The organism is Bradyrhizobium sp. NAS80.1 (assembly GCF_001908205.1).
GTDB lineage: Bacteria > Pseudomonadota > Alphaproteobacteria > Rhizobiales > Xanthobacteraceae > Bradyrhizobium.
The window spans coordinates 1-17,865 of record NZ_LGHL01000074.1 but is presented as its reverse complement, the minus strand read 5'-3'; the positions used below and the strand labels follow the sequence as shown (position 1 = coordinate 17,865).

General features: G+C 64.1%; 19 protein-coding genes. 13 read left to right on the top strand and 6 right to left on the bottom strand.

Annotated elements, in window-relative coordinates; translation table 11 throughout:
- Positions 1–185: 185 nt before the first annotated feature.
- Positions 186–1,982, bottom strand: a complete 1,797-nt coding sequence (locus AC629_RS18085) for a glucan ABC transporter ATP-binding protein/ permease (RefSeq protein ID WP_084806394.1) — start codon at positions 1,980–1,982, stop codon at positions 186–188.
- Positions 1,983–2,067: 85 nt separating this feature from the next.
- Entirely contained in the window at positions 2,068–3,117 is a 1,050-nt protein-coding gene (locus AC629_RS18080; RefSeq protein WP_084806393.1) for an ABC transporter substrate-binding protein, read from the bottom strand.
- Positions 3,118–3,345: 228 nt separating this feature from the next.
- Between AC629_RS18080 and AC629_RS18075 the strand changes: the two genes are divergently transcribed.
- From AC629_RS18075 to AC629_RS18045, 7 genes are all read left to right on the top strand, one after another.
- Entirely contained in the window at positions 3,346–3,729 is a 384-nt protein-coding gene (locus AC629_RS18075; RefSeq protein WP_084806392.1) for a hypothetical protein, read from the top strand.
- Between the two features lie 116 nt (positions 3,730–3,845).
- Positions 3,846–4,250, top strand: coding sequence for a phosphoribosyl-ATP diphosphatase (gene hisE, locus AC629_RS18070; RefSeq protein WP_084806391.1), 405 nt, complete (start codon positions 3,846–3,848; stop codon positions 4,248–4,250).
- Positions 4,251–4,418: 168 nt separating this feature from the next.
- The gene (locus AC629_RS18065) at positions 4,419–5,021 is read left to right on the top strand and encodes a YqaA family protein (protein WP_084806390.1); all 603 of its coding nucleotides are present in this window, start codon (positions 4,419–4,421) and stop codon (positions 5,019–5,021) included.
- Between the two features lie 105 nt (positions 5,022–5,126).
- On the top strand, positions 5,127–5,660 hold the full coding sequence (locus AC629_RS18060) for a hypothetical protein (RefSeq protein WP_084806389.1): 534 nt from the start codon (positions 5,127–5,129) through the stop codon (positions 5,658–5,660).
- 27 nt (positions 5,661–5,687) lie between these two features.
- Positions 5,688–7,091, top strand: a complete 1,404-nt coding sequence (locus AC629_RS18055; RefSeq protein ID WP_084806388.1) for an aspartate ammonia-lyase — start codon at positions 5,688–5,690, stop codon at positions 7,089–7,091.
- 260 nt (positions 7,092–7,351) lie between these two features.
- On the top strand, positions 7,352–8,320 hold the full coding sequence (locus AC629_RS18050) for an NAD(P)H-dependent flavin oxidoreductase (RefSeq protein ID WP_084806387.1): 969 nt from the start codon (positions 7,352–7,354) through the stop codon (positions 8,318–8,320).
- A 177-nt stretch (positions 8,321–8,497) separates the two neighbouring features.
- Positions 8,498–9,271: a thioesterase family protein gene (locus AC629_RS18045; RefSeq protein ID WP_084806386.1), complete on the top strand. Its 774-nt coding sequence runs from the start codon at positions 8,498–8,500 to the stop codon at positions 9,269–9,271.
- Positions 9,272–9,641: 370 nt separating this feature from the next.
- Here the strand turns inward: AC629_RS18045 and AC629_RS18040 are convergent, their stop codons facing one another.
- Entirely contained in the window at positions 9,642–11,204 is a 1,563-nt protein-coding gene (locus tag AC629_RS18040; RefSeq protein ID WP_084806385.1) for an AMP-binding protein, read from the bottom strand.
- A 125-nt stretch (positions 11,205–11,329) separates the two neighbouring features.
- Between AC629_RS18040 and AC629_RS18035 the strand changes: the two genes are divergently transcribed.
- The 4 genes from AC629_RS18035 (at position 11,330) to AC629_RS18020 (ending at position 14,381) form a co-directional block, all read left to right on the top strand.
- A complete protein-coding gene (locus AC629_RS18035) occupies positions 11,330–12,295 on the top strand; it encodes an NAD(P)H-dependent flavin oxidoreductase (protein WP_084806437.1) in 966 nt (321 codons plus the stop codon).
- 275 nt (positions 12,296–12,570) lie between these two features.
- Complete coding sequence (locus tag AC629_RS18030) at positions 12,571–12,819, top strand: hypothetical protein (protein ID WP_084806384.1); 249 nt, start codon at positions 12,571–12,573, stop codon at positions 12,817–12,819.
- Between the two features lie 132 nt (positions 12,820–12,951).
- Positions 12,952–13,659 (top strand): hypothetical protein, encoded by a 708-nt coding sequence (locus AC629_RS18025; RefSeq protein WP_084806436.1) that lies wholly within the window; start codon positions 12,952–12,954, stop codon positions 13,657–13,659.
- A gap of 89 nt (positions 13,660–13,748) precedes the next feature.
- The gene (locus AC629_RS18020) at positions 13,749–14,381 is read left to right on the top strand and encodes a hypothetical protein (RefSeq protein ID WP_084806383.1); all 633 of its coding nucleotides are present in this window, start codon (positions 13,749–13,751) and stop codon (positions 14,379–14,381) included.
- Positions 14,382–14,440: 59 nt separating this feature from the next.
- Here the strand turns inward: AC629_RS18020 and AC629_RS18015 are convergent, their stop codons facing one another.
- Both AC629_RS18015 and AC629_RS18010 read right to left on the bottom strand, forming a co-directional pair.
- The gene (locus AC629_RS18015; RefSeq protein ID WP_084806382.1) at positions 14,441–14,674 is read right to left on the bottom strand and encodes a hypothetical protein; all 234 of its coding nucleotides are present in this window, start codon (positions 14,672–14,674) and stop codon (positions 14,441–14,443) included.
- Between the two features lie 158 nt (positions 14,675–14,832).
- The gene (locus AC629_RS18010; protein WP_084806381.1) at positions 14,833–15,135 is read right to left on the bottom strand and encodes a hypothetical protein; all 303 of its coding nucleotides are present in this window, start codon (positions 15,133–15,135) and stop codon (positions 14,833–14,835) included.
- Between the two features lie 617 nt (positions 15,136–15,752).
- Here AC629_RS18010 and AC629_RS18005 point away from each other — a divergent pair.
- Positions 15,753–16,037 carry a hypothetical protein gene (locus tag AC629_RS18005; RefSeq protein WP_084806380.1) on the top strand — a complete coding sequence of 95 codons (285 nt, stop codon included), beginning with the start codon at positions 15,753–15,755 and terminating at the stop codon, positions 16,035–16,037.
- Between the two features lie 73 nt (positions 16,038–16,110).
- Here AC629_RS18005 and AC629_RS18000 read toward each other — a convergent pair whose 3' ends face one another.
- Complete coding sequence (locus AC629_RS18000) at positions 16,111–16,353, bottom strand: MerR family transcriptional regulator (RefSeq protein WP_245331909.1); 243 nt, start codon at positions 16,351–16,353, stop codon at positions 16,111–16,113.
- 89 nt (positions 16,354–16,442) lie between these two features.
- Here AC629_RS18000 and AC629_RS17995 point away from each other — a divergent pair.
- A partial coding sequence (locus AC629_RS17995) for a heavy metal translocating P-type ATPase (protein ID WP_143199218.1) occupies positions 16,443–17,865 on the top strand: 1,423 nt, incomplete at its 3' end.

Here is a 17,865-nt window from a genome sequence, read left to right as displayed (position 1 = left end):
CGATTCCGGTCGTTGGAGACCCGCCGGTTCCGGACGGCTCTCGTGATCTGATGGTCGGTTCTGAAATCCAGCGCCGCCGCTTGCGGCGTCGCAAACCTATACCGGCTCGTGCGTCGAGAATAGGGGCATCATTGGGGTATTCCGCAATGAAGTAGGCTGAATTTCGACGATGCTATCGGGACTTGCTATGGGGACTTGGCAGCAGTCGCGGCAGCCTCGGCGGCCGTCACGCTGGTCCGTGGGCTTTCCTGAACCATGAACTGAGCCCTGGCGAGCTCGGCAAAATGGCCGCCTTTGGCCACGAGTTCATCGAAAGTTCCGCTTTCGATCACGCGCCCATTGTCGAACACAAGGATCCGCGTGGCATTGCGGATGGTGGAGAGGCGGTGGGCGATCACGAAGGTGGTGCGGCCCTTCATCACTTCGTCGAGAGCGGCATTCACCTTGGCCTCGGTGACGGCGTCGAGCGCACTGGTCGCCTCGTCGAGAATCAGGATCGGCGGATCCTTCAGCAGCGCGCGGGCGATCGACAACCGTTGCCGCTCGCCGCCGGAGAGCATGCGGCCACGTTCGCCGGCATTGGTCTCGAAGCCGCCGCTGCGTTCGATGAATTCGAGTGCCTGCGCACGCTCGGCCGCCTTGCGCATCTCGGCTTCGGTCGCATCCGGCTTGCCGACGCGCAGATTTTCCGCGATCGAGCGGTTGAACAGCAGCGCTTCCTGGAACACGACACCGATGTTCCGCCGCAGCGATGTCAGCGTCACGCCGCGCACGTCCATGCCGTCGATCTTGATGAAGCCGGATTGCGGATCGAAGGCGCGATGCAGGAGCGCGATCGCAGTCGACTTGCCGGCGCCGGTCGGGCCGACCAGCGCAATGGTCTGGCCGGGCAGCGCGGTGAAGGTGAGGTCCTCGATCGCCGGCCGTTTGCCGTCATAGGAGAAGGTGACGTCGTGGAACTCGACCAGGCCGGACAGCCGGCCGGCATCGATCGCGTCGGGGCGGTCGTGAACGGCTGGCACGGCGTCGAGCACGTTGAAGAATTCGCGCAGGCGCGGCGCTTCCATGAAGACGTTGTTGATGAAGCTCACGACCTGCTCGAGCTTTTGGATCAGCAAGGTCGCGAAGCTCACGAACATCACGATCTCGCCGACCGAGGTGAGCCCCTGGTCGTGCAGCGCGATGCCGAGGGTAAAGATCGCGAGCACCGTGATGGTGGTGGAGGCGCGGGTGATGACGGTGACGAGCGCCCACCACGACAGCACCGGCATTTGCGCGGCGAGCAACTGGTCGGCGACGGAGCGCAAGCCCTGCACCTCGGATTCGACGCGTACGAAGCTCTGCACCAGCGCGACGTTACCGAGCGCGTCGGAGGCACGCGCGGAGAGTTCGCTGTAGTGCTCCTCGACCGCCATCTGCATGCCGAAGGTCCTGCGCACGACGAAGGTCGTCAGTGCCGTGAACACGATGCACAGCACGAACAGCAGGATAGCGAGCCGCCAGTTCAGGTACATCGACAGCGGCAGCAGCACCACGACCGAGAGGATCGCCGCAAAATGCTCGCGGAAGAAGCCGAGCCACAGCCGCCACAGCGCATCGGTGCCGTTGAGCATCACCTTCATCAGCCGCCCCGAATGGGTGCCGGAGTGGAAGGTCAGGGGCAGTTGCAGGATGTGCTCGAAATAGCTCGTCAGCACCGCCTGGCGCTGGCGGTGGGAGAGCCGGTCGGCCTGCAGCGCCACAAGCGCACTGCAGGCGATGGTGAACAGCCCGAACGCCACCCAGGCCATCAGGAACGGCCAGGCCGAATTCGACCCGGCCACCGTCTTGCCGGAGAGCACGTCGACGATCCGGCCGAACAGCACGGGCTCGGCGAATTGCGAGGCCGCCAGCAGGAGATTGGCAACCGCGAGCAGCCAGCCAAGCCGCGCCTCCTTGCCGAGCAGTTCGAGAACACGGGTGTAGAGACGGAGCATAGACATGCGGGCGAGCAACTCGGGCGGACAATGGAGCTCATATTCTAAGCCGGGATCGCCCTTGAGATACAGCGGAAGCTTTCGGTTGTGCTCAATTGATGAGTCGGCTTTCGACCGGCGGCAGGAACCCGCCGTCGAAGATGTCGGCGGCCGCCGGCCGTTTGCGGAATTTGAAATCTTGCGCGATCTGGTCGATCGAGCGCTCCAGGCGCGCCGGGTCGATGCCACCGAGGCCGTTGCGCTTGACCTCGTCGGTCAGGATGTAGTCGACGAGTACCGTGCGTAGACGTTCCAGCTCGAGGTCGCGGTCGCCATTGTCGATCCGGCTTGTTGCCTCGTCCGCTGCACGCGCCGGCTCTTTGACGGTCGCGTCGATGCCGGCGATCAATGCGCGGACGAAGCCTTTCACCGCATCAGGCTTCGCCGCGGCGAAAGCGGGATTGGCCACCACGGCAAAGCCGTAGGCTTCGCAGCCATAGTCGGCATAGCGCAGCACGACGAGATCGCTTCCGGGCACGCCGCGGTTGCGCAGGTTCACCGCCGAGAGATAGCTGAAGCCCGCGACCGCATCGACCTGTCCCGCGGAGAGGATCGGCTCGCGGACCGCGGCGCTGATCTTGTGGAATTTCACGCGCGATGCGTTGATGCCGTTCTGCTGCGCCAGCGCCGGCCACAGCCGCATCGACAGGTCACCGTCGGCAACGCCGACGGTCTTGCCGTCGAGATCGGGCAGCAGGTGGATGCCGCGGCTCCGGCGCGCGATGATGGCATAGGGCGCGCGGTTGAACAGCACGAACACCGCCTTGACCGGCGCGGCATCGTCCTTGTCGCGAAAGCGGATCAGCTCGTTGATGTCGACGAGTGCGAGCTCGCTGTCGCCTTTCGCGACACGCGCGAGCGCCTCGGTTGATCCGGCCGCGCTGTTGAAGGACACGTTGAGACGTTCGGCGCCGAACTTGCCGTCCTTCGCCGCGATGAAGAACGGTGCCATGCTTGCATCGATCGGGCGGTCGAAGGTGAAATGGATCGCAACGGACGGCGCGGCGGTCTCGGCCGCGCTGACGTCGCGTGCGGCCAGCGCGGCAACCGAGATCGAGAGACCCAGCAGGCAGCGAAAGGCGATCGTCTTGAATCCGAACATCGGCCGCGCCGGTCCCGCATTGTTGTGGTTTCGTGACGCTCGCAGCGCCGGCAGGCGTTCAGTCTTTCAGCGCCAACATGAACGGCGGATGAGCGGCGGTTGCGTCACGATTACGCAACCCCCGTTCAGCTTGTGTTGGGGTTCCGGAACCCAACATGGGATGCGGGTGTTTGAGAGACATGAGCCTGTCTGCAGGCACCGTTGGAGGTCCCAAGGAGGGTCCAGGACATGTTTGACAGATTTTCGAAATTTGGCGGCCGCAAGGCCGTTCTTGCCACCGCCGCGGTGCTGGCGCTGACCGCGGTTGCCCCGACCGCTTCGTACGCAGGTGGCCGTCACTGGCATCGTGGTGGCGGCGGCGCGGCGGCTGCCGCAGCCATTGCCGGCATCGTCGGCACCGGCCTTGCGATCGCCGCGAGCCGCGACGCGTACGCGTATGATTACGGTCCGGGCTATTATGGCGGTCCCGTCTATTACGGCGGTCCTGCCTATTACGGCGGCCCCGCCTACGGCCCCTATTACGGTCCGGGTCCGAACTACGAGTATCAGCGCTTCGGCGGAGACAGTCCGGCTGCAGCGTGCGGCCAAGGGTACATGACCAACTGCTACTAACTTGGCTACCAACGGTTGACCACGACCGGCCATCGCACCTGCCGCGGCGGCCGGTTTTTTGCTTGTACTGCGGTGCGTTAACACGCTCGCCATTGATTTAGAGTAATTTCGGCACCATGAGTGATTCGCTTGAGCGGCTATATCTGGCTGTGCTCGCGGCCCGAGATCTTGATCCGGCAACATCCCGTACGGCCCGGCTGTTTCAGCGTGGGCCCTCCAAAATCGCGAAGAAACTGGCGGAAGAGGCCATCGAGGTCGCGATCGACGCGGTCAACGGCTATAGCGTAGCCGTGATCCGGGAAAGTGCCGATCTGCTCTACAATCTCACGGTGCTCTGGGCCTCGGCCGGCGTGCGTCCAGAGGACGTCTGGCGCGAAATGGCGCGGCGGGAGGACATGCTCGGCATCGCCGAGAAATTGCCGAAGTCGCTGATGAAGCTGCCCAAAGTTACATCAGCCCGCGTTGCCGCCAGGCGGCCAATTGCCGCGCTCGAGGGCCGGGTGGCGCGCAAGCGCCACTAAAGCGCGATGAGATTGGAACGAAGCGTCATCGCGCTTTATTGTTTGCGCGTGATCCCCGCGCAAACGCGTTCTGCGTTTGTTGCGAGGCAAAACCGCTGCACACTGGCCCTTCGGGACCGGATCACGCTTTAGAAACGTCACAAAACTCGCCATGGACAAATCCGTCCCATGGTGCTTCATCGCGGCGCCATGCTGAAACGTATCTACGATTGGTGCATCGACGCCGCCCACAAGCCCTATGCGCTCTGGATCATGGGGGCCGTGGCTTTCGCTGAAAGCTCCTTCTTTCCGGTTCCGCCGGATGTGATGCTGGTCCCGATGTCGCTGGCGCGCCCGCAGCGCGCCTGGGTCTATGCGACGGTCTGTACCGTCACCTCGGTGCTCGGCGGCCTGTTGGGCTATGCCATCGGCGCGCTGCTGTTTGACTCGGTCGGTCACTGGCTGATCCAGGTCTATGGTCTCGGCGACAAGGTCGATGCCTTCCGCGCCTCCTATGCCGAGTGGGGCGCAGTGATCATCCTGCTCAAGGGGCTGACGCCGATCCCCTACAAGCTTGTCACCATCACGTCGGGCTTCGCCGGCTACAACATCGGACTGTTCATCCTGTGCTCGATCATTGCGCGTGGCGGACGCTTCTTCATCGCCGCGATCCTGCTCAACCGCTATGGCGACTGGATCCGGGTCAGGATCGAGCGTCACCTCGGATTGTGGGTCGCGATCGGCGCCGCCGTGCTGGTGCTCGGCTTCGTGGTGGCGATCAAGCTGGTCTAGGCAAGATCCGGAAAAGTGTGGAGCGGTTTTCCGAGTAGATCATGCTCAATCAATAGATCGCCGCCGCGCTTTGCCGCCGCGCCGGCTTCGGCTACGGTTGCGGTCATGATGGTTCGATCCGGCAATCCGGCCGTAGGGCTCGGGACTCTGATTTCAGCAGTGGTGCTGCTCCTGCTCTGTGCCGCCGGGACCGGATGGCCGCAATCCGCGCCGCCGGCGCTCGGCGTGCAGGAGCAGGGACCTGCGCTGCCGCCCGCGACGCCCGCGCCTTCAGCGCCGCCGGCCCGCGAGGATAATCCCGGACTGATCAACGAAATGGGCAAGCTGTTCGACAAGCTGCCCTCGATCCTGCCGCCGATCAAAAGCCCGAGCGAGGCCATGAACGATCTGTCGCGGCTGGCGAAGCCGTCCTCCATGGTGTCGGGGCGTATTGCTTGTCCGGTCTCCTCGAACGGCGCGCCCGACTGCAAGCAGGCCGCCGACCAGCTTTGCCAGAGCAAGGGTTACAAGGAAGGCAAAAGCCTGAACGCCGACTCCGCCGAGAAATGCTCGGCCAAGGTCCTGATCCCGGGCAGGCAACGCAAACCGGATGACTGTCGTACCGACACCTTCGTCACCAGCGCGCTGTGCCAGAACTGAGGTCGCCGCGCGAACAAAGGAGCGCCCATGAGCCGTACGGAACAGGACTTCCTCGGACAGCGTGAGATCGCCGACGACATCTACTACGGCGTCCAGACCATCCGCGGGAAGGAGAACTTCCACATCACCGGCATTCCGATGAGCCAGGAGCCTTACTTCGTGAAGGCGCTTGGCTACGTGAAGAAGGCCGCCGCCATGGCCAACCGCGATCTCGGCGTGATCGACGCCAAGGTCGCGGACGCGATCATCCTCGGTTGCGACCGCGTCATCGCCGGCGACATGATGGATCAGTTCGTCACCGACTTCATCCAGGGCGGCGCCGGCACCTCAACCAACATGAACGCCAACGAGGTGATCGCCAACCTCGCGCTGGAATCGCTCGGCTTTGCCAAAGGCGATTACCAGCACGTCAGCCCGAACGACCACGTCAATTACGGGCAGTCGACCAACGACACCTATCCGACAGCCTTCCGCCTCGCGCTGATCCTGCGGCTGGAGAGCTACATGACGGCGCTACGCCAGCTCCAGGAGGCCTTCTTCACCAAGGGCCGCGAATTCGACCGCGTGCTGAAGATGGGACGCACGCATTTGCAGGATGCGGTGCCGATGTCGCTCGGGGCCGAATTCCGGGGCTGGGGCACCACGATCGGCGAGGAAGTCGAACGCATCTCGGAAGCACGCGCACTGCTGCGCGAGATCAATCTCGGCGCCACCACCGCGATCGGCACGTCGGTCACCGCCGCGGTCGGCTATCCTAAGCTCGCCGTCAGGCACCTGAGCGCGCTGACCGGCGTCGACTTCGTGCTCGCCGGCGATCTCGTCGAGGCGACCTCGGACACCGGCGCCTATGTGCAGCTCTCCGGCGTGCTCAAGCGCACGGCGAGCAAGCTCACCAAGATCTGCAACGACATCCGCCTGCTGGCTTCCGGCCCGCGCGCCGGGCTGAACGAGATCAACCTGCCGCAGCTTCAGCCAGGCTCGTCGATTATGCCGGGCAAGGTCAATCCTGTGATCCCCGAGGTCGTCAACCAGACCAGCTTCCTCGTCATCGGCCTTGACACCACGGTGACGCTTGCGGCCTCCGCCGGCCAGCTTCAGCTCAACGTGATGGAGCCGGTGATCTCGTTCGCGCTGTTCTTCTCGATCCGCACCATGGAGCGTGCGGTCAACAGCCTGCGCGAAAACTGTGTGGTCGGCATCACCGCCAACGAGGAGCACACCCGCAACATGGTGCTCAACTCGCTCGGCATCGTTACCGTGCTGAAGCCGCTGCTCGGCTACAAGCAATGCGCCGAGATCGCGCGCGAGGGCTACAAGAGCGGCAAGTCGCTGCACCAGATCGTCGTGGTCGAGCGCAAATTGCTGACACGGGAGAAGTGGGACGAGATGTTCTCGTTCGAGCGGCTGATCAATCCGGATTTGATTGGGTGATCGTTCGTCGTCCCCGTCATTCCGGGGCGCGCGGAGCGCGAACCCGGAATCCATGTCGACATTCACGCTGACGCATGATGGATTCCGGGCTCGCGCCTCTCGGCGCGCCCCGGAATGACGGGGGAAGGTATTCCGCGGCTTGGAATTGCGATAACGGCGTCCGCCATGGCGTCAAAACGCAATACTTGACAGTGGAAAGATTGCCTTGTTGGTATGACACCCAACCTTCGTTTGACCGGCCAATAGAGGATCGTTCCGCAATGTCCATGCCTGCCTTGTTCAAGGGGCGTCTGTCGATCCCCGTGATCGGTTCGCCGCTCTTCATCATCTCGGTGCCCGATCTCGTGATCGCTCAGTGCAAGGCGGGTGTGGTTGGCTCGTTCCCGTCGCTGAACGCGCGGCCGCCGGAACTGCTCGACGAATGGCTGGCGCGGATCACCGAAGAGCTCGCGGCCTATGACCGCGCGCATCCCGACAAGCCGTCGGCGCCGTTCGCGGTCAACCAGATCGTGCACAAGTCGAACAACCGGCTCGACCACGACATGCAGCTCTGTGCCAAGTACAAGGTGCCGATGATCATCTCCTCGCTCGGCGCGCGCGAGGAGCTCAATCAGGCCGTGCACGGCTGGGGCGGCATCGTCTTCCACGACGTGATCAATCAGAAATTCGCACACAAGGCGATCGAGAAGGGCGCCGACGGCCTGATCCTGGTCGCGGCCGGCGCCGGCGGCCATGCCGGCACCATCTCGCCGCTCGCTTTCGTCGCCGAGACGCGCAAGTGGTTCGACGGCCCGATCGCGCTGTCGGGTGCCATCGGCAACGGCAAGGCGATCCGCGCCGCGCGCATTCTCGGTGCCGACTTCGCCTATATCGGCTCGGCCTTCATTGCGACGAAGGAAGCCAACGCGGTCGAGAAGTACAAGGAGATGATCGCGGGCTCGACGGCCGACGACATCGTCTATTCCAACCTCTTCACCGGCGTGCACGGCAACTATCTGAAGCCCTCGATCCTTGCGGCCGGCATGGATCCGGAAAACCTGCCGACCTCCGATCCATCGAAGATGAATTTCGGCACCGACGCCTCCGGCGAGCGCGCCAAGCCGAAGGCCTGGAAGGAGATCTGGGGCTCGGGCCAGGGCATCGGCAGCATCGAAGGCGTCGTGCCCGCCGCCGAACTGATCGCGCGCTTCAAGAAGGAATACGACGAAGCGATCGATCCGCCGCTCTGATCGCTCTCATGTCCCGGACGCGGTGCGGCATGAAATGCCGCGCCGCAGAGCCGGGACCCATTCCCGCAACATAGACCTCCGATCGGCAGCGCACCGCCGTAACGGTCAAAAGCGCGCTTGAACGCGCTTATGGAACTGCGCTGCGTCCGGGGAACGCCAGCCTAGATCGAGTGAAGCATGACCGCCATCTACCGTGTCGACGGCAGCAGCGTCGTCACCAGCCCGGACGCCGCAGGCCCGTGGGACAGGCGCATGCAGCACGGCTCGGCGCCGGCCTCGCTGGTGACGTGGGCGGCTGAGCGCATCCCGACGCCGGTGCCGATGAACATCGCGCGCGTCACCATCGATCTGATGCGCCCGGTCCCGGTTGCGCCACTCACGATCGCTACCGAGATTTTGCGCGAGGGTCGCAAGATCCAGCTCTGCGAAGTGAAGCTATTGGCCGAGGGTGTGCAGGTCGTCGGCGCCACCGTGCTCAAGATCAAGCAGCGATCGCTGCCGCTGCCCGACGACGTCAAGGATCTGCCGGTCACTCTACCGTCGCCCGAGGATTCGCTCGTCGAGGACGGTCACGCCGCGACCAGTCCTTTCGCGGCCATGGTCTCGATGCGTGCCGCGCGCGGCCGCTTCGGCCAGGCCGGCGCGGGCGCGGTCTGGTTTCGCGTCGACCATCCCCTGATCGAAGGCGAAGCGATCTCGCAGGCGATGCGCGCCGTGGTCGCCGCCGACTTTTCCAACGGCACTGCCTCGACGCTCGACTTCCGCGCCTGGACCTACATCAACGCCGACCTCACCATCAGCCTCGCGCGCCAGCCGGTCGGCGAGTGGATATTGCTCGACGGCGAATCCTCGATCGGCCCCGACGGTGCGGGCCTCGCGATGTCGCGGCTGGGCGACCGGCAGGGTTATTTCGGCCGCGCGGTGCAGAGTTTGGTGATCGAGAAGCGGTGAGCTTGACCACAAGCGCCGCGATCGGTCGTTGAACCGATTGAACGGCAGGGCTTCCGCCGCCGCGGAAGGGATGCTTGGTCGCGAGCCTCTTCTTGTCCGGAGGTCTCTTGTTCGACGCAGGCATCCTGCCTGTTCACACGCCGTAGAAGATCTTGATCTCCCACAGCACAACGATGATAGCCGTGATCAACGTGATCGCAGCCAACGCACTTTCCAGGGAAGCGACTCTCATTTCAGTCTCCGCTTCCCAGCCCCGCTACCGGTCTAGTTGATTCCCTGATTCGCCTGCAATTGCGCGGCCATCGCGGGCGCGCACTCCGTTGGACGCTGTTGTCCGGCGGCAACATCGACACCGTAAAATCCCGGGGGGTTACCCCACCATCCGGTCCCGCCCGCTCCAGAAGCTCGCGCGCAGCACCTTCTTGTCGACCTTGCCGACCCCGGTCATCGGCAATTGCTTGACGAACTGGATCTGCTTGGGCGTATGCGCTGAGCCCTTTCGCGCTTTCACGAGATTGATCAGCTCGTCGGGGTCGGGTTGAGTTCCCTCGCGCGGCACGATGATCGCGGTTACCGCCTCGCCCCATTTCTCGTCGGGGATGCCGACGACCGCGACCATCGCGACATCCGCGTGCTGCGACAGCACGTCCTCGACCTCGCGCGGAAAGATGTTGAAGCCGCCGGAGACGATCATGTCTTTCTTGCGGTCGAGGATGAACATGTAGCCGCGTTCGTCCTTGCGCGCGATGTCGCCGGTGTGGACCCAGCCATTCTTCAGCGTCTCGGCGGTGATGTCAGGCCGCTTCCAATATTCCGCCATGACATGCGGAGCGCGCACGCAGATCTCGCCGGCTTCGCCCGTCTTCACCTCCTGGTCGTTGTCGTCGAGGATCTTGACCTCGCAGGCCGAGATCGGGAAGCCGCAGGACAGGAAGAGCTCCGGCGTTTTGGGATCGTGATCCGCCTTGCGCAGCACCGAGATGGGATAGCATTCGGTCTGGCCATAGAGCTGCGAGAACACCGGGCCGATGCGCTCGATGCCCTCGATCAGCCGGCTCGGCGACATCGCGGATGCACCATAGAGCACCAGCTCGAGCGAGGAGAGGTCGGTCTTGCTCAATGCGGGATGATCGAGCAGCACGTAGATCATGGTCGGCACGAACAGCGTGAAGTTGATGCGCTCGCGCGCGCTCGTGGCCAGCACCGCCTCGGGATCGAAGCCTTTGAGCATGTGCACGGTGCCGCCGCGCATCAGGGTCGGCAGCACTTTCGTGCCGGCGACGTGGCTAATCGGCGCGACCGTGAGATAGCGCGCTCCTTCCGGAATCTCGAAGTCGGCGAGGATCGCGCCGGCAGCTCCAGCGTTTTCCCGGTGGTAGCGCAATGCGCCCTTGGATTTGCCGGTCGTACCGCCGGTGTAGTTCAGCGTGGCGAGATCGTCAGGGCCGGCGAGGCACAGCGCGCTGGCGTGGCCTTCGATCTCGATCGCCTGCAAGAGGTCGACGCCATAGTCGGCCGGGCCCATGGTGAAGACCGCCTTGAGCTGGCCCGCCCTCGCGGCGAGCTCGCCACCGCGATCGCGGAAGGCGGTTGCATCGACCACCAGCACCTCGGCTTCGGAATCCTCGAGCTGGAACAGCTGGTCCGACTGCGATCCCAGAGGATGCAGCCAGGTGATGCAGAGCCGCGACAATTGCGCCGCAACGCCGGCGCACCAGGTGTCGGCACGGTTGGCGGTGAGGAAGGCGACGCGTGCGCCGGGCTGCAATCCGAGCCGAATGAACACACCTTGGATGCGCCCGATCAGGTCGATGGTGCCCTGATAGCTCAGCGATCCGCCGGGCCACGCGAACGCGGTGCGGCCAGGATAGCGCGATAGCGCCCGTAGCGTCTGCGCGCAAGCCGGGGACGATGCGTGGAGCGGATCGGACATATGTTTCCTCGTTGCTTTGTCATCGGCGTCTAGCGTGCCAATGTTTGCGCGCAACGCTAGCACAGAGAATGCGGGATGGAACGACAAAGCCCGCGCAGGGAGGCATGAGTGACAGGGAGGCTTGGGTGACATCCGATCGATTGCAACATTTCCGCGATCGTCTCGCTCTGCCCTTGATCGCGGCGCCGATGTTTCTGGTGTCGGGCGTCGAACTCATGGTTGCGGCCTGTCGCAACGGCGTGATCGGCAGCTTCCCCACCGCCAATTGCCGCAGCACGGAACAACTGCATGCGTGGCTCACCGAGATCGAAACGCGGCTGCGGCAGCACGAAGAGCATACCGGCCGCAAGGCGGCGCAGCTCTGCCCGAACCTGATCGTGCACCGCTCCAATGCGCGGCTGGAACAGGATCTCGCCGTGCTGCTGCAGCACAGACCGGAGATCGTGATCACCTCGGTCGGTTCGCCCGCGCCGGTGTTGAAGCCGCTGCACGATGCCGGCGCGCTGGTGCTGGCCGACGTTGCCTCGATCCGCCATGCCGAGCGCGCGGCGGAAGCAGGTGCCGACGGGCTCGTGCTGCTCACCGCGGGGGCCGGCGGCCAGACCGGCTGGCTCAACCCGTTCGCCTTCGTCCGCGCCGTGCGCGCGTTCTATGATGGCATCATCGTGCTCGCGGGCGGCATCAGCGACGGTCGCGCGCTGCTTGCCGCCGAAGTGCTTGGCTGCGATCTCGCCTATATGGGCACCAAATTCATCGCCACGCGCGAGAGCATGGCCGACGAGCGCTACAAGCGGATGCTGGTCGACAGCAGCGCCGACGACATTTTGCTCACCACGGCGTTCACGGGCTTGCAGACCAGCATGCTCAAGCCGTCTATCGTGGCTGCCGGTCTCGATCCCGACGACCTGCCGGCGCGTGGCGCGATCGACATCGCCAAGGACATCGACGTTACCGCACGTGAGAACCGCCCGAAGCGCTGGCGCGATATCTGGAGCGGCGGCCACTCGACGTCGGGGGTGACGGACGTGCCTGCCGTAGACGATCTCGTCGCGCGGACCCTCGCGGAATATCGCGAGGCAGGTGGGCGGTAGGTTCTTCGCCTCTCCCCGCCTGCGGGGAGAGGCCGACGCGCGGAACGCGCGGCGGGTGAGGGGGGCCTCCGCGAGTCAAACTGTTGTTGTGATTGCCGAGACAGCCCCTCACCCCGCCCTCTCTCCGTCAGAACGGGGAGAGGGAGAGGAGGCGCCGTCATCCCGTTCACAGTTAATCCCGCACTCCCGCGGTCCACCGCACTTAACGGCAGATTAACCAACGCCCGCCAAGAATCCCCCTTGAGGCCGCCAATCGGGGCCGAGAGGGACAGGCGATGGACTTCGAGTTTCTCAACACCAAGACGGCGGCATCGCTGGACGAAATCCGCGTCCGCGTCGCCCATGCGCTGGCCCGTCATCCGTTGTGCCGCAACGTCCGCTTCGACATCGTCAGCGTCCCCCGCACCCGCCGGGGCGGCAACTGGACTGTGACGCTGCAATCGGTCGAGCCGCGCGCGGTCTGGGAAGCCTCCGAGATCGTCGCCGACATCCAGGATGCCTACGACCTGGCGCTAGCCGCCTGATTTGGTTGATTTTTCCGGGCGATGTCGCCGTGGTCCGCGCGATTGCCGCCGCAATAGCACGGTACAGCCTTAATTATCGCCCAGTTTCCGGGCAGTGATCACATGGACTTGAAGTTGGGCGCGGAGAGACGTTTGTCCAGAGCCATCACCATCATCGCGCTGACCTGTTTCCTCGTTCTCGGCGCCGCCGCCACCGCCATTCTCGGCCGCGACAGCGTGCCCAGCGTCAGCGCCGATATGATCACGCAGGCCCCGCCGAAGCCGCTCGCGACCAACCGCGCCGCCAAGGCCGACCGTCTGGTTCCGGCGTTGGCACTGGCCTCGGCGGCAATCGAGCCGGGGCAGGTGCCCGCCGACCAGCTTGCACAGGCGCCGGCGCTGACCGAGCCGCTGCGCCAGGCCTTTGCCGCCGCGACGCCCGCCGATCTTCCGATGCCGAAAGCAAGTGCGTCTGAGGCGCCCGCTGCCGCAGAGGTTCCCGCCGTCGAAGTCCCGGCCAAGCCGAAGGTCGTCGCCAAGCCGCAGCCGCAGAAATCCTATTCGCTGCTATCGGACGCACAGATCTCGGGCATCAGGGATCGCCTGAAGCTGTCGTCGTCGCAAGAATATTACTGGCCCTCGGTCGAGACCGCGCTGCGCAATGTTGTCCGCAAGATCTCGGCAAACAAGCTCTCCAATCCGAATGCGCCGGGCGTGCCGATCGATCCGAACTGCGACGAGGTCCAGCAGTTGAAGTCGGCCGCGATGCCGCTGCTGTTCCAGCTGCGTGACGACCAGAAAGAGGAAGTGCGCAAGCTCGCCCGCATCATCGGGTTGGAGAAGGTCGCGCAGCAAATCTGACCCGCGGTCTCCTTCCGCGACTCCCCGCTCCACATCGGGAACATCCGCCAATCCCCAGGCGTTGCCCGCTCCAGACAGGGAGTGGACCAATGCACGCCTCGACAGCCTATTTCGTCGGTGCCGGAACAATCGTCGCCGGCAATATCATGAATCCGATCGCGCCCAAGCAGGGCACCGATACTAGCAGGATCGAGTGGCGCACTGACGCCGCCGCGCCGTCCGAGCGCGTGCAATATCTCACCGGCTCGCAAGCCTTCGGCGCAATGATTGCCGCGCCCGCCCAGGCACAGGGCGAAGCAAGGCCGGGCACGCAGACCACTCAGGCTAGCGCTGAATCGCCAGCGCCGCAGCCTTCGCAAGCGGCCGTGGTCGAGCCGCCCAAGGAGCAGTTCAAGCCGGCACCAGCATCGCCCCTGCAGGCCGCAACACCCGCTGAACAGCAGGCTTCGACTGAGCCGGTGTCCTCACCTGACAATGCCATTGCCAGGGCCAAGGATTCCGACGTGAAGCGTGCCGCGTCCGAACGGCGCCGGGCGGAGCGCCGCGAGCGCTGGGCCGAGCGTCACCGTTACGATTCCCGCGAGCAACACTGGATGCGCGACGGCACCGATTGGGATGACGTTGGGCGCAATATCCGCGAAGATTCCGATTCGCGGTATGTCGCCAGCCGCCCGCGCGGCGGCTTCCCGCGGATGATGCTGTTTGGCTCCGATAACAACTAGCCCCGATAACCTCTATTCGCCGTGGCGCGCGCGATCATCCCGCCCTGTCGTGGGGTGTGTTACAAAACGTCTTCCCTCGGCGGCGGATAGCGCCGTGCCAGCATCGACAGCGACAGGCGCCGTTCGTCCTCCGGCAGCTCCAGAAAGGCCAGTACAAGCCGCCGCTTCCAGTCACCGACGCCGAAATCCATCGCCATCCATTTCTGCGGCTCGGGGCCTTCGAGGCCTCGGACCCAGACGAAATAGCGGGGGAGGTCGTCGGCGTCCGCTTCCGTCGTGTGTCTCCTGGCCATCAAGGCTGCTCACTGCATCGATACGCGTTACTGCGGGATATAGGTACCGGCTCGGTGAAGTCGAAGGCCTTGGCGGTGGTCCGGGCCGGCAAGCGCGCGACGTGTGCCGCACGGCGTATCCGGCGCGCCGGCCTCCGCCACATGACGGCGCCTCGGCGTCACTGCCAGAGCTCGCTCCCTGCCACGCGATTGATATCGGCGAGCCGGCGATTTGCATCACCCTTGAAGTCGATGCTCTCGACCAGCGTCAGCAGGCGGTGATAGGCGCCGTCAGCAATTTCGACCGGCAGCGGGGCCTCGTCGAAGGCCTCGACATAGCTGCCGACGAGACCGCTCAACAGGCGGCACAGGCCGCGCTGGGCGGGATCGTCCCGGCCGAGCGTCTCGAGCTTTTGCTGAAAGATCCGGAAGGTCCGCAAACCGTGGTGCTGTTCGGAAAGCCACGCGTGCAGGTCGTTCATGTGAGCCTCTTCTGTGAGTGAAGAAGCTAAGGGCTCATACAGTGCGGATGTAACGATTGCTAGGGAGGGGACGGTTCATCGTTGAACCAGTCCGCCTTCGCCAAGGCTTCGGCGGGACAGCCTTCGCTGCTTCGCATCGATAGAATTGCGCCTGGCTTGCCCAGCCGTAGCTGCGAAGCAGCGAAGGCTGGTGCCCCTGGCCGACAATCGCCTAGTACTACAACCAATTGAATTTGCAATAATTTTTGTCGCTTATTGCTGTCGATACCAACAGAAATACCAACAAGCTGACGCACGCCACTAACTAGAAAAATTCAACAACAGGCTCCGCGGCAGCAGGCCCGCCCCATGCCATTCAGATCTCCACAATCGCTCCGACCGGAATCGAACCCAGCTCTTACTCGAAATCCCGGCGAATTCGACCGAGCATAATATCGCGAGGTCAGGGGAGAGTTATGGGTACCCCATTCATCGTGCATCTACGATGCCGAGCGAAACCTCGAGCTGGACGACTTCGGGGGCGACTTGGTTCGCTTCGCGCGAGACCGACGCCGAAAGCGCCAATCGCGCGACGCTGATCCACGATCTGCTGGACTTCCAATGACAATGGCGTGCCAATGTCCGACAACACACTGGACATGGCGCTGCGGATCATGGCCCGCGATACTGGCTCCGGCGGCGACCACTGCACGCACGGTTTCCGCTCGACCGCGTCGACCCTGCTTAATGAGGAGGGCGCGTTTGACGGCGATGTAATGGAAGCCCAACTCGCCCGCGACACGAAGAAAAAAAGCACCGGCGATGCGACGAGGTGGTGCGGCGCCAGCTTGGCAATGACGACAAGAACAAGATTCGCAGCATCTATAACCGTGCTGCCTATTGAGCCGAACGCAAGCGTTTAATTCAGCATTGGTCTGGCCGCCTCGACAGCCTGCGCGACGGTGCGCCCGCCGTCTCGCTGCACAGATCGGCGGCCTAGCTTGCTCTCGTTTCGACTCTCGGCAGCGAAGCGTGATATTCATCCACGCTGTCGAGGTCGATCATGGTCTTGCCGCCCATCTTGTAGGCCCTGATCCTATCGTGGGCGATCAGCTCATAAGCCTTAGTCTTTCCGAATTTGCCATAGCGGCAACCGTCCTTGAACTCGATGAGCCGACGCCGCTTGTTGTTATCATTGTCAACCATGGTTCCTGCATGTGCTTCGATGATCTCCGCCATAATCGGATCAAGCCCTGCTGAGCGAGATCGGCATCTCCAACGGCGGCATCCTGTGCAGCCATTGCCTGCTTCCCGTCGGCATACGGGCGATGCAGCGCACAGTGAACGGTGAGAGCCATGCATTCTGCTGCTATGGCTGTTGCATCGCGTTTCAGGTGAAGAACGGCAAGAGCGAGGAATGGGAAGCCGCGTGGCTCCTCATCAGGCTCGGTGTGGGCGCTTTTCTGTCCATGAACATCATGCTGTTCAGCCTGCTGCTATATGCAGGGGCGTTTACGGGTGCCGATGCGAGGCTGCTTCCTTGGATTCATCTTCTTCTCTGGGTGTTCGCCACGCCGGCTGTCATTATTCTCGGCGGACCATTCTTTGCAGAAACTTGGCGTGAGGCCCGCGACGGGCACGTGACGTCCGCTGCGCTCATCGTGCTTGGCGTTGGTACCGCCTATCTCTATTCGGCATTTGCCGTCCTCGAGCGTGGCCCGCACGTCTACTTTGATACCGCTGCTATGGTGCTGATGCTGTTCACCGTAGGCCGCTATCTCGAGGCGGCAGGCCGCGCCCGAGCCGCCCGCAACCTCGAACCGCTGCTGGCCGCGGAGAGCGAGTGCGCGACCGTGGTCGAAGGCAGCTTGGAGACGCGCCGTCCGGTGCGGGAGGTTGGCATCGGCACGCTGGTGCGGGTGCGACCAGGGGAGCGCATTCCCCTCGATGGCACGGTGATGGAGGGCGAATCCCACGCGGACGAAGCTGTGATAACGGGAGAAAATCGCCTCGTGCCGAAGGGCGTCGGATCCCCGGTCATCGCCGGCACCATCAATATGGACGGCCCGCTCTTGATCCGGAGCAATCGTGCGGGGACGGAGACCCGATGGGCCCAGATTTGCCGATCGGTGCGGGACGCGCTGAGCCGGCGCAGTCCGACCCAACGCCTTGCCGACCGCGTCGTCGGCGTCTTCGTCCCTCTGGTTCTGTCCCTCGGCGTGCTGACGGTGCTCTACTGGGCGCAGTGGCTGCCGTTCGATCGGGCATTGCTCATCGGTCTTTCCGTGCTCGTGATCGCCTGCCCGTGTGCTGTAGGCCTTGCCGCCCCGCTTGCGACCTCGCTCGGCATCGGGCGGCTGGCGCGGCGAGGCTGCCTGGTCCGAGAGCCTGGCGCGCTCGAAGAACTTGCCCGCACGCGCCTGGTTGCTTTCGACAAAACGGGCACGCTCACGTCGGGCAGAGCACATGTTGTGAGGATAGAAACCGACGACGTGGTGGCCGATAAGGTGCTCGCACGGGCTGCCGGGCTGGAGCGCCATTCCGAACATGGCTTCGGCCATGCCATCACGGAGGCGGCGGCAGCGCGTGGCCTCGACCCGGTGGTCATCGGCGACGTCCGGATTCTGCCCGGCCGCGGCATCCGAGGGAATGCAGACGGACAAGTCGTGGTGGCTGGCAACCGAGCACTGATGAGCGAATTGGGCTGGTCGGTCGCGCTGGGTCTCGGCGAGCTTGGACTGTCGCTGGAAG

Bases quoted from the DNA above. Each gene is read 5' to 3' on its own strand.
- AC629_RS18045 (WP_084806386.1), top strand. From the start codon at position 8,498: ATGACCGCCATCTACCGTGTCGACGGCAGCAGCGTCGTCACCAGCCCG.
- AC629_RS18015 (WP_084806382.1), bottom strand. From the start codon at position 14,674: ATGGCCAGGAGACACACGACGGAAGCGGACGCCGACGACCTCCCCCGC.
- AC629_RS18055 (WP_084806388.1), top strand. From the start codon at position 5,688: ATGAGCCGTACGGAACAGGACTTCCTCGGACAGCGTGAGATCGCCGAC.
- AC629_RS18010 (WP_084806381.1), bottom strand. From the start codon at position 15,135: ATGAACGACCTGCACGCGTGGCTTTCCGAACAGCACCACGGTTTGCGG.
- AC629_RS18040 (WP_084806385.1), bottom strand. From the start codon at position 11,204: ATGTCCGATCCGCTCCACGCATCGTCCCCGGCTTGCGCGCAGACGCTA.
- AC629_RS18020 (WP_084806383.1), top strand. From the start codon at position 13,749: ATGCACGCCTCGACAGCCTATTTCGTCGGTGCCGGAACAATCGTCGCC.
- AC629_RS18030 (WP_084806384.1), top strand. From the start codon at position 12,571: ATGGACTTCGAGTTTCTCAACACCAAGACGGCGGCATCGCTGGACGAA.
- AC629_RS18075 (WP_084806392.1), top strand. From the start codon at position 3,346: ATGTTTGACAGATTTTCGAAATTTGGCGGCCGCAAGGCCGTTCTTGCC.
- AC629_RS18085 (WP_084806394.1), bottom strand. From the start codon at position 1,982: ATGTCTATGCTCCGTCTCTACACCCGTGTTCTCGAACTGCTCGGCAAG.
- AC629_RS18080 (WP_084806393.1), bottom strand. From the start codon at position 3,117: ATGTTCGGATTCAAGACGATCGCCTTTCGCTGCCTGCTGGGTCTCTCG.
- hisE (WP_084806391.1), top strand. From the start codon at position 3,846: ATGAGTGATTCGCTTGAGCGGCTATATCTGGCTGTGCTCGCGGCCCGA.
- AC629_RS18000 (WP_245331909.1), bottom strand. From the start codon at position 16,353: ATGGCGGAGATCATCGAAGCACATGCAGGAACCATGGTTGACAATGAT.
- AC629_RS18005 (WP_084806380.1), top strand. From the start codon at position 15,753: ATGTCCGACAACACACTGGACATGGCGCTGCGGATCATGGCCCGCGAT.
- AC629_RS18060 (WP_084806389.1), top strand. From the start codon at position 5,127: ATGATGGTTCGATCCGGCAATCCGGCCGTAGGGCTCGGGACTCTGATT.
- AC629_RS18050 (WP_084806387.1), top strand. From the start codon at position 7,352: ATGTCCATGCCTGCCTTGTTCAAGGGGCGTCTGTCGATCCCCGTGATC.
- AC629_RS18065 (WP_084806390.1), top strand. From the start codon at position 4,419: ATGGTGCTTCATCGCGGCGCCATGCTGAAACGTATCTACGATTGGTGC.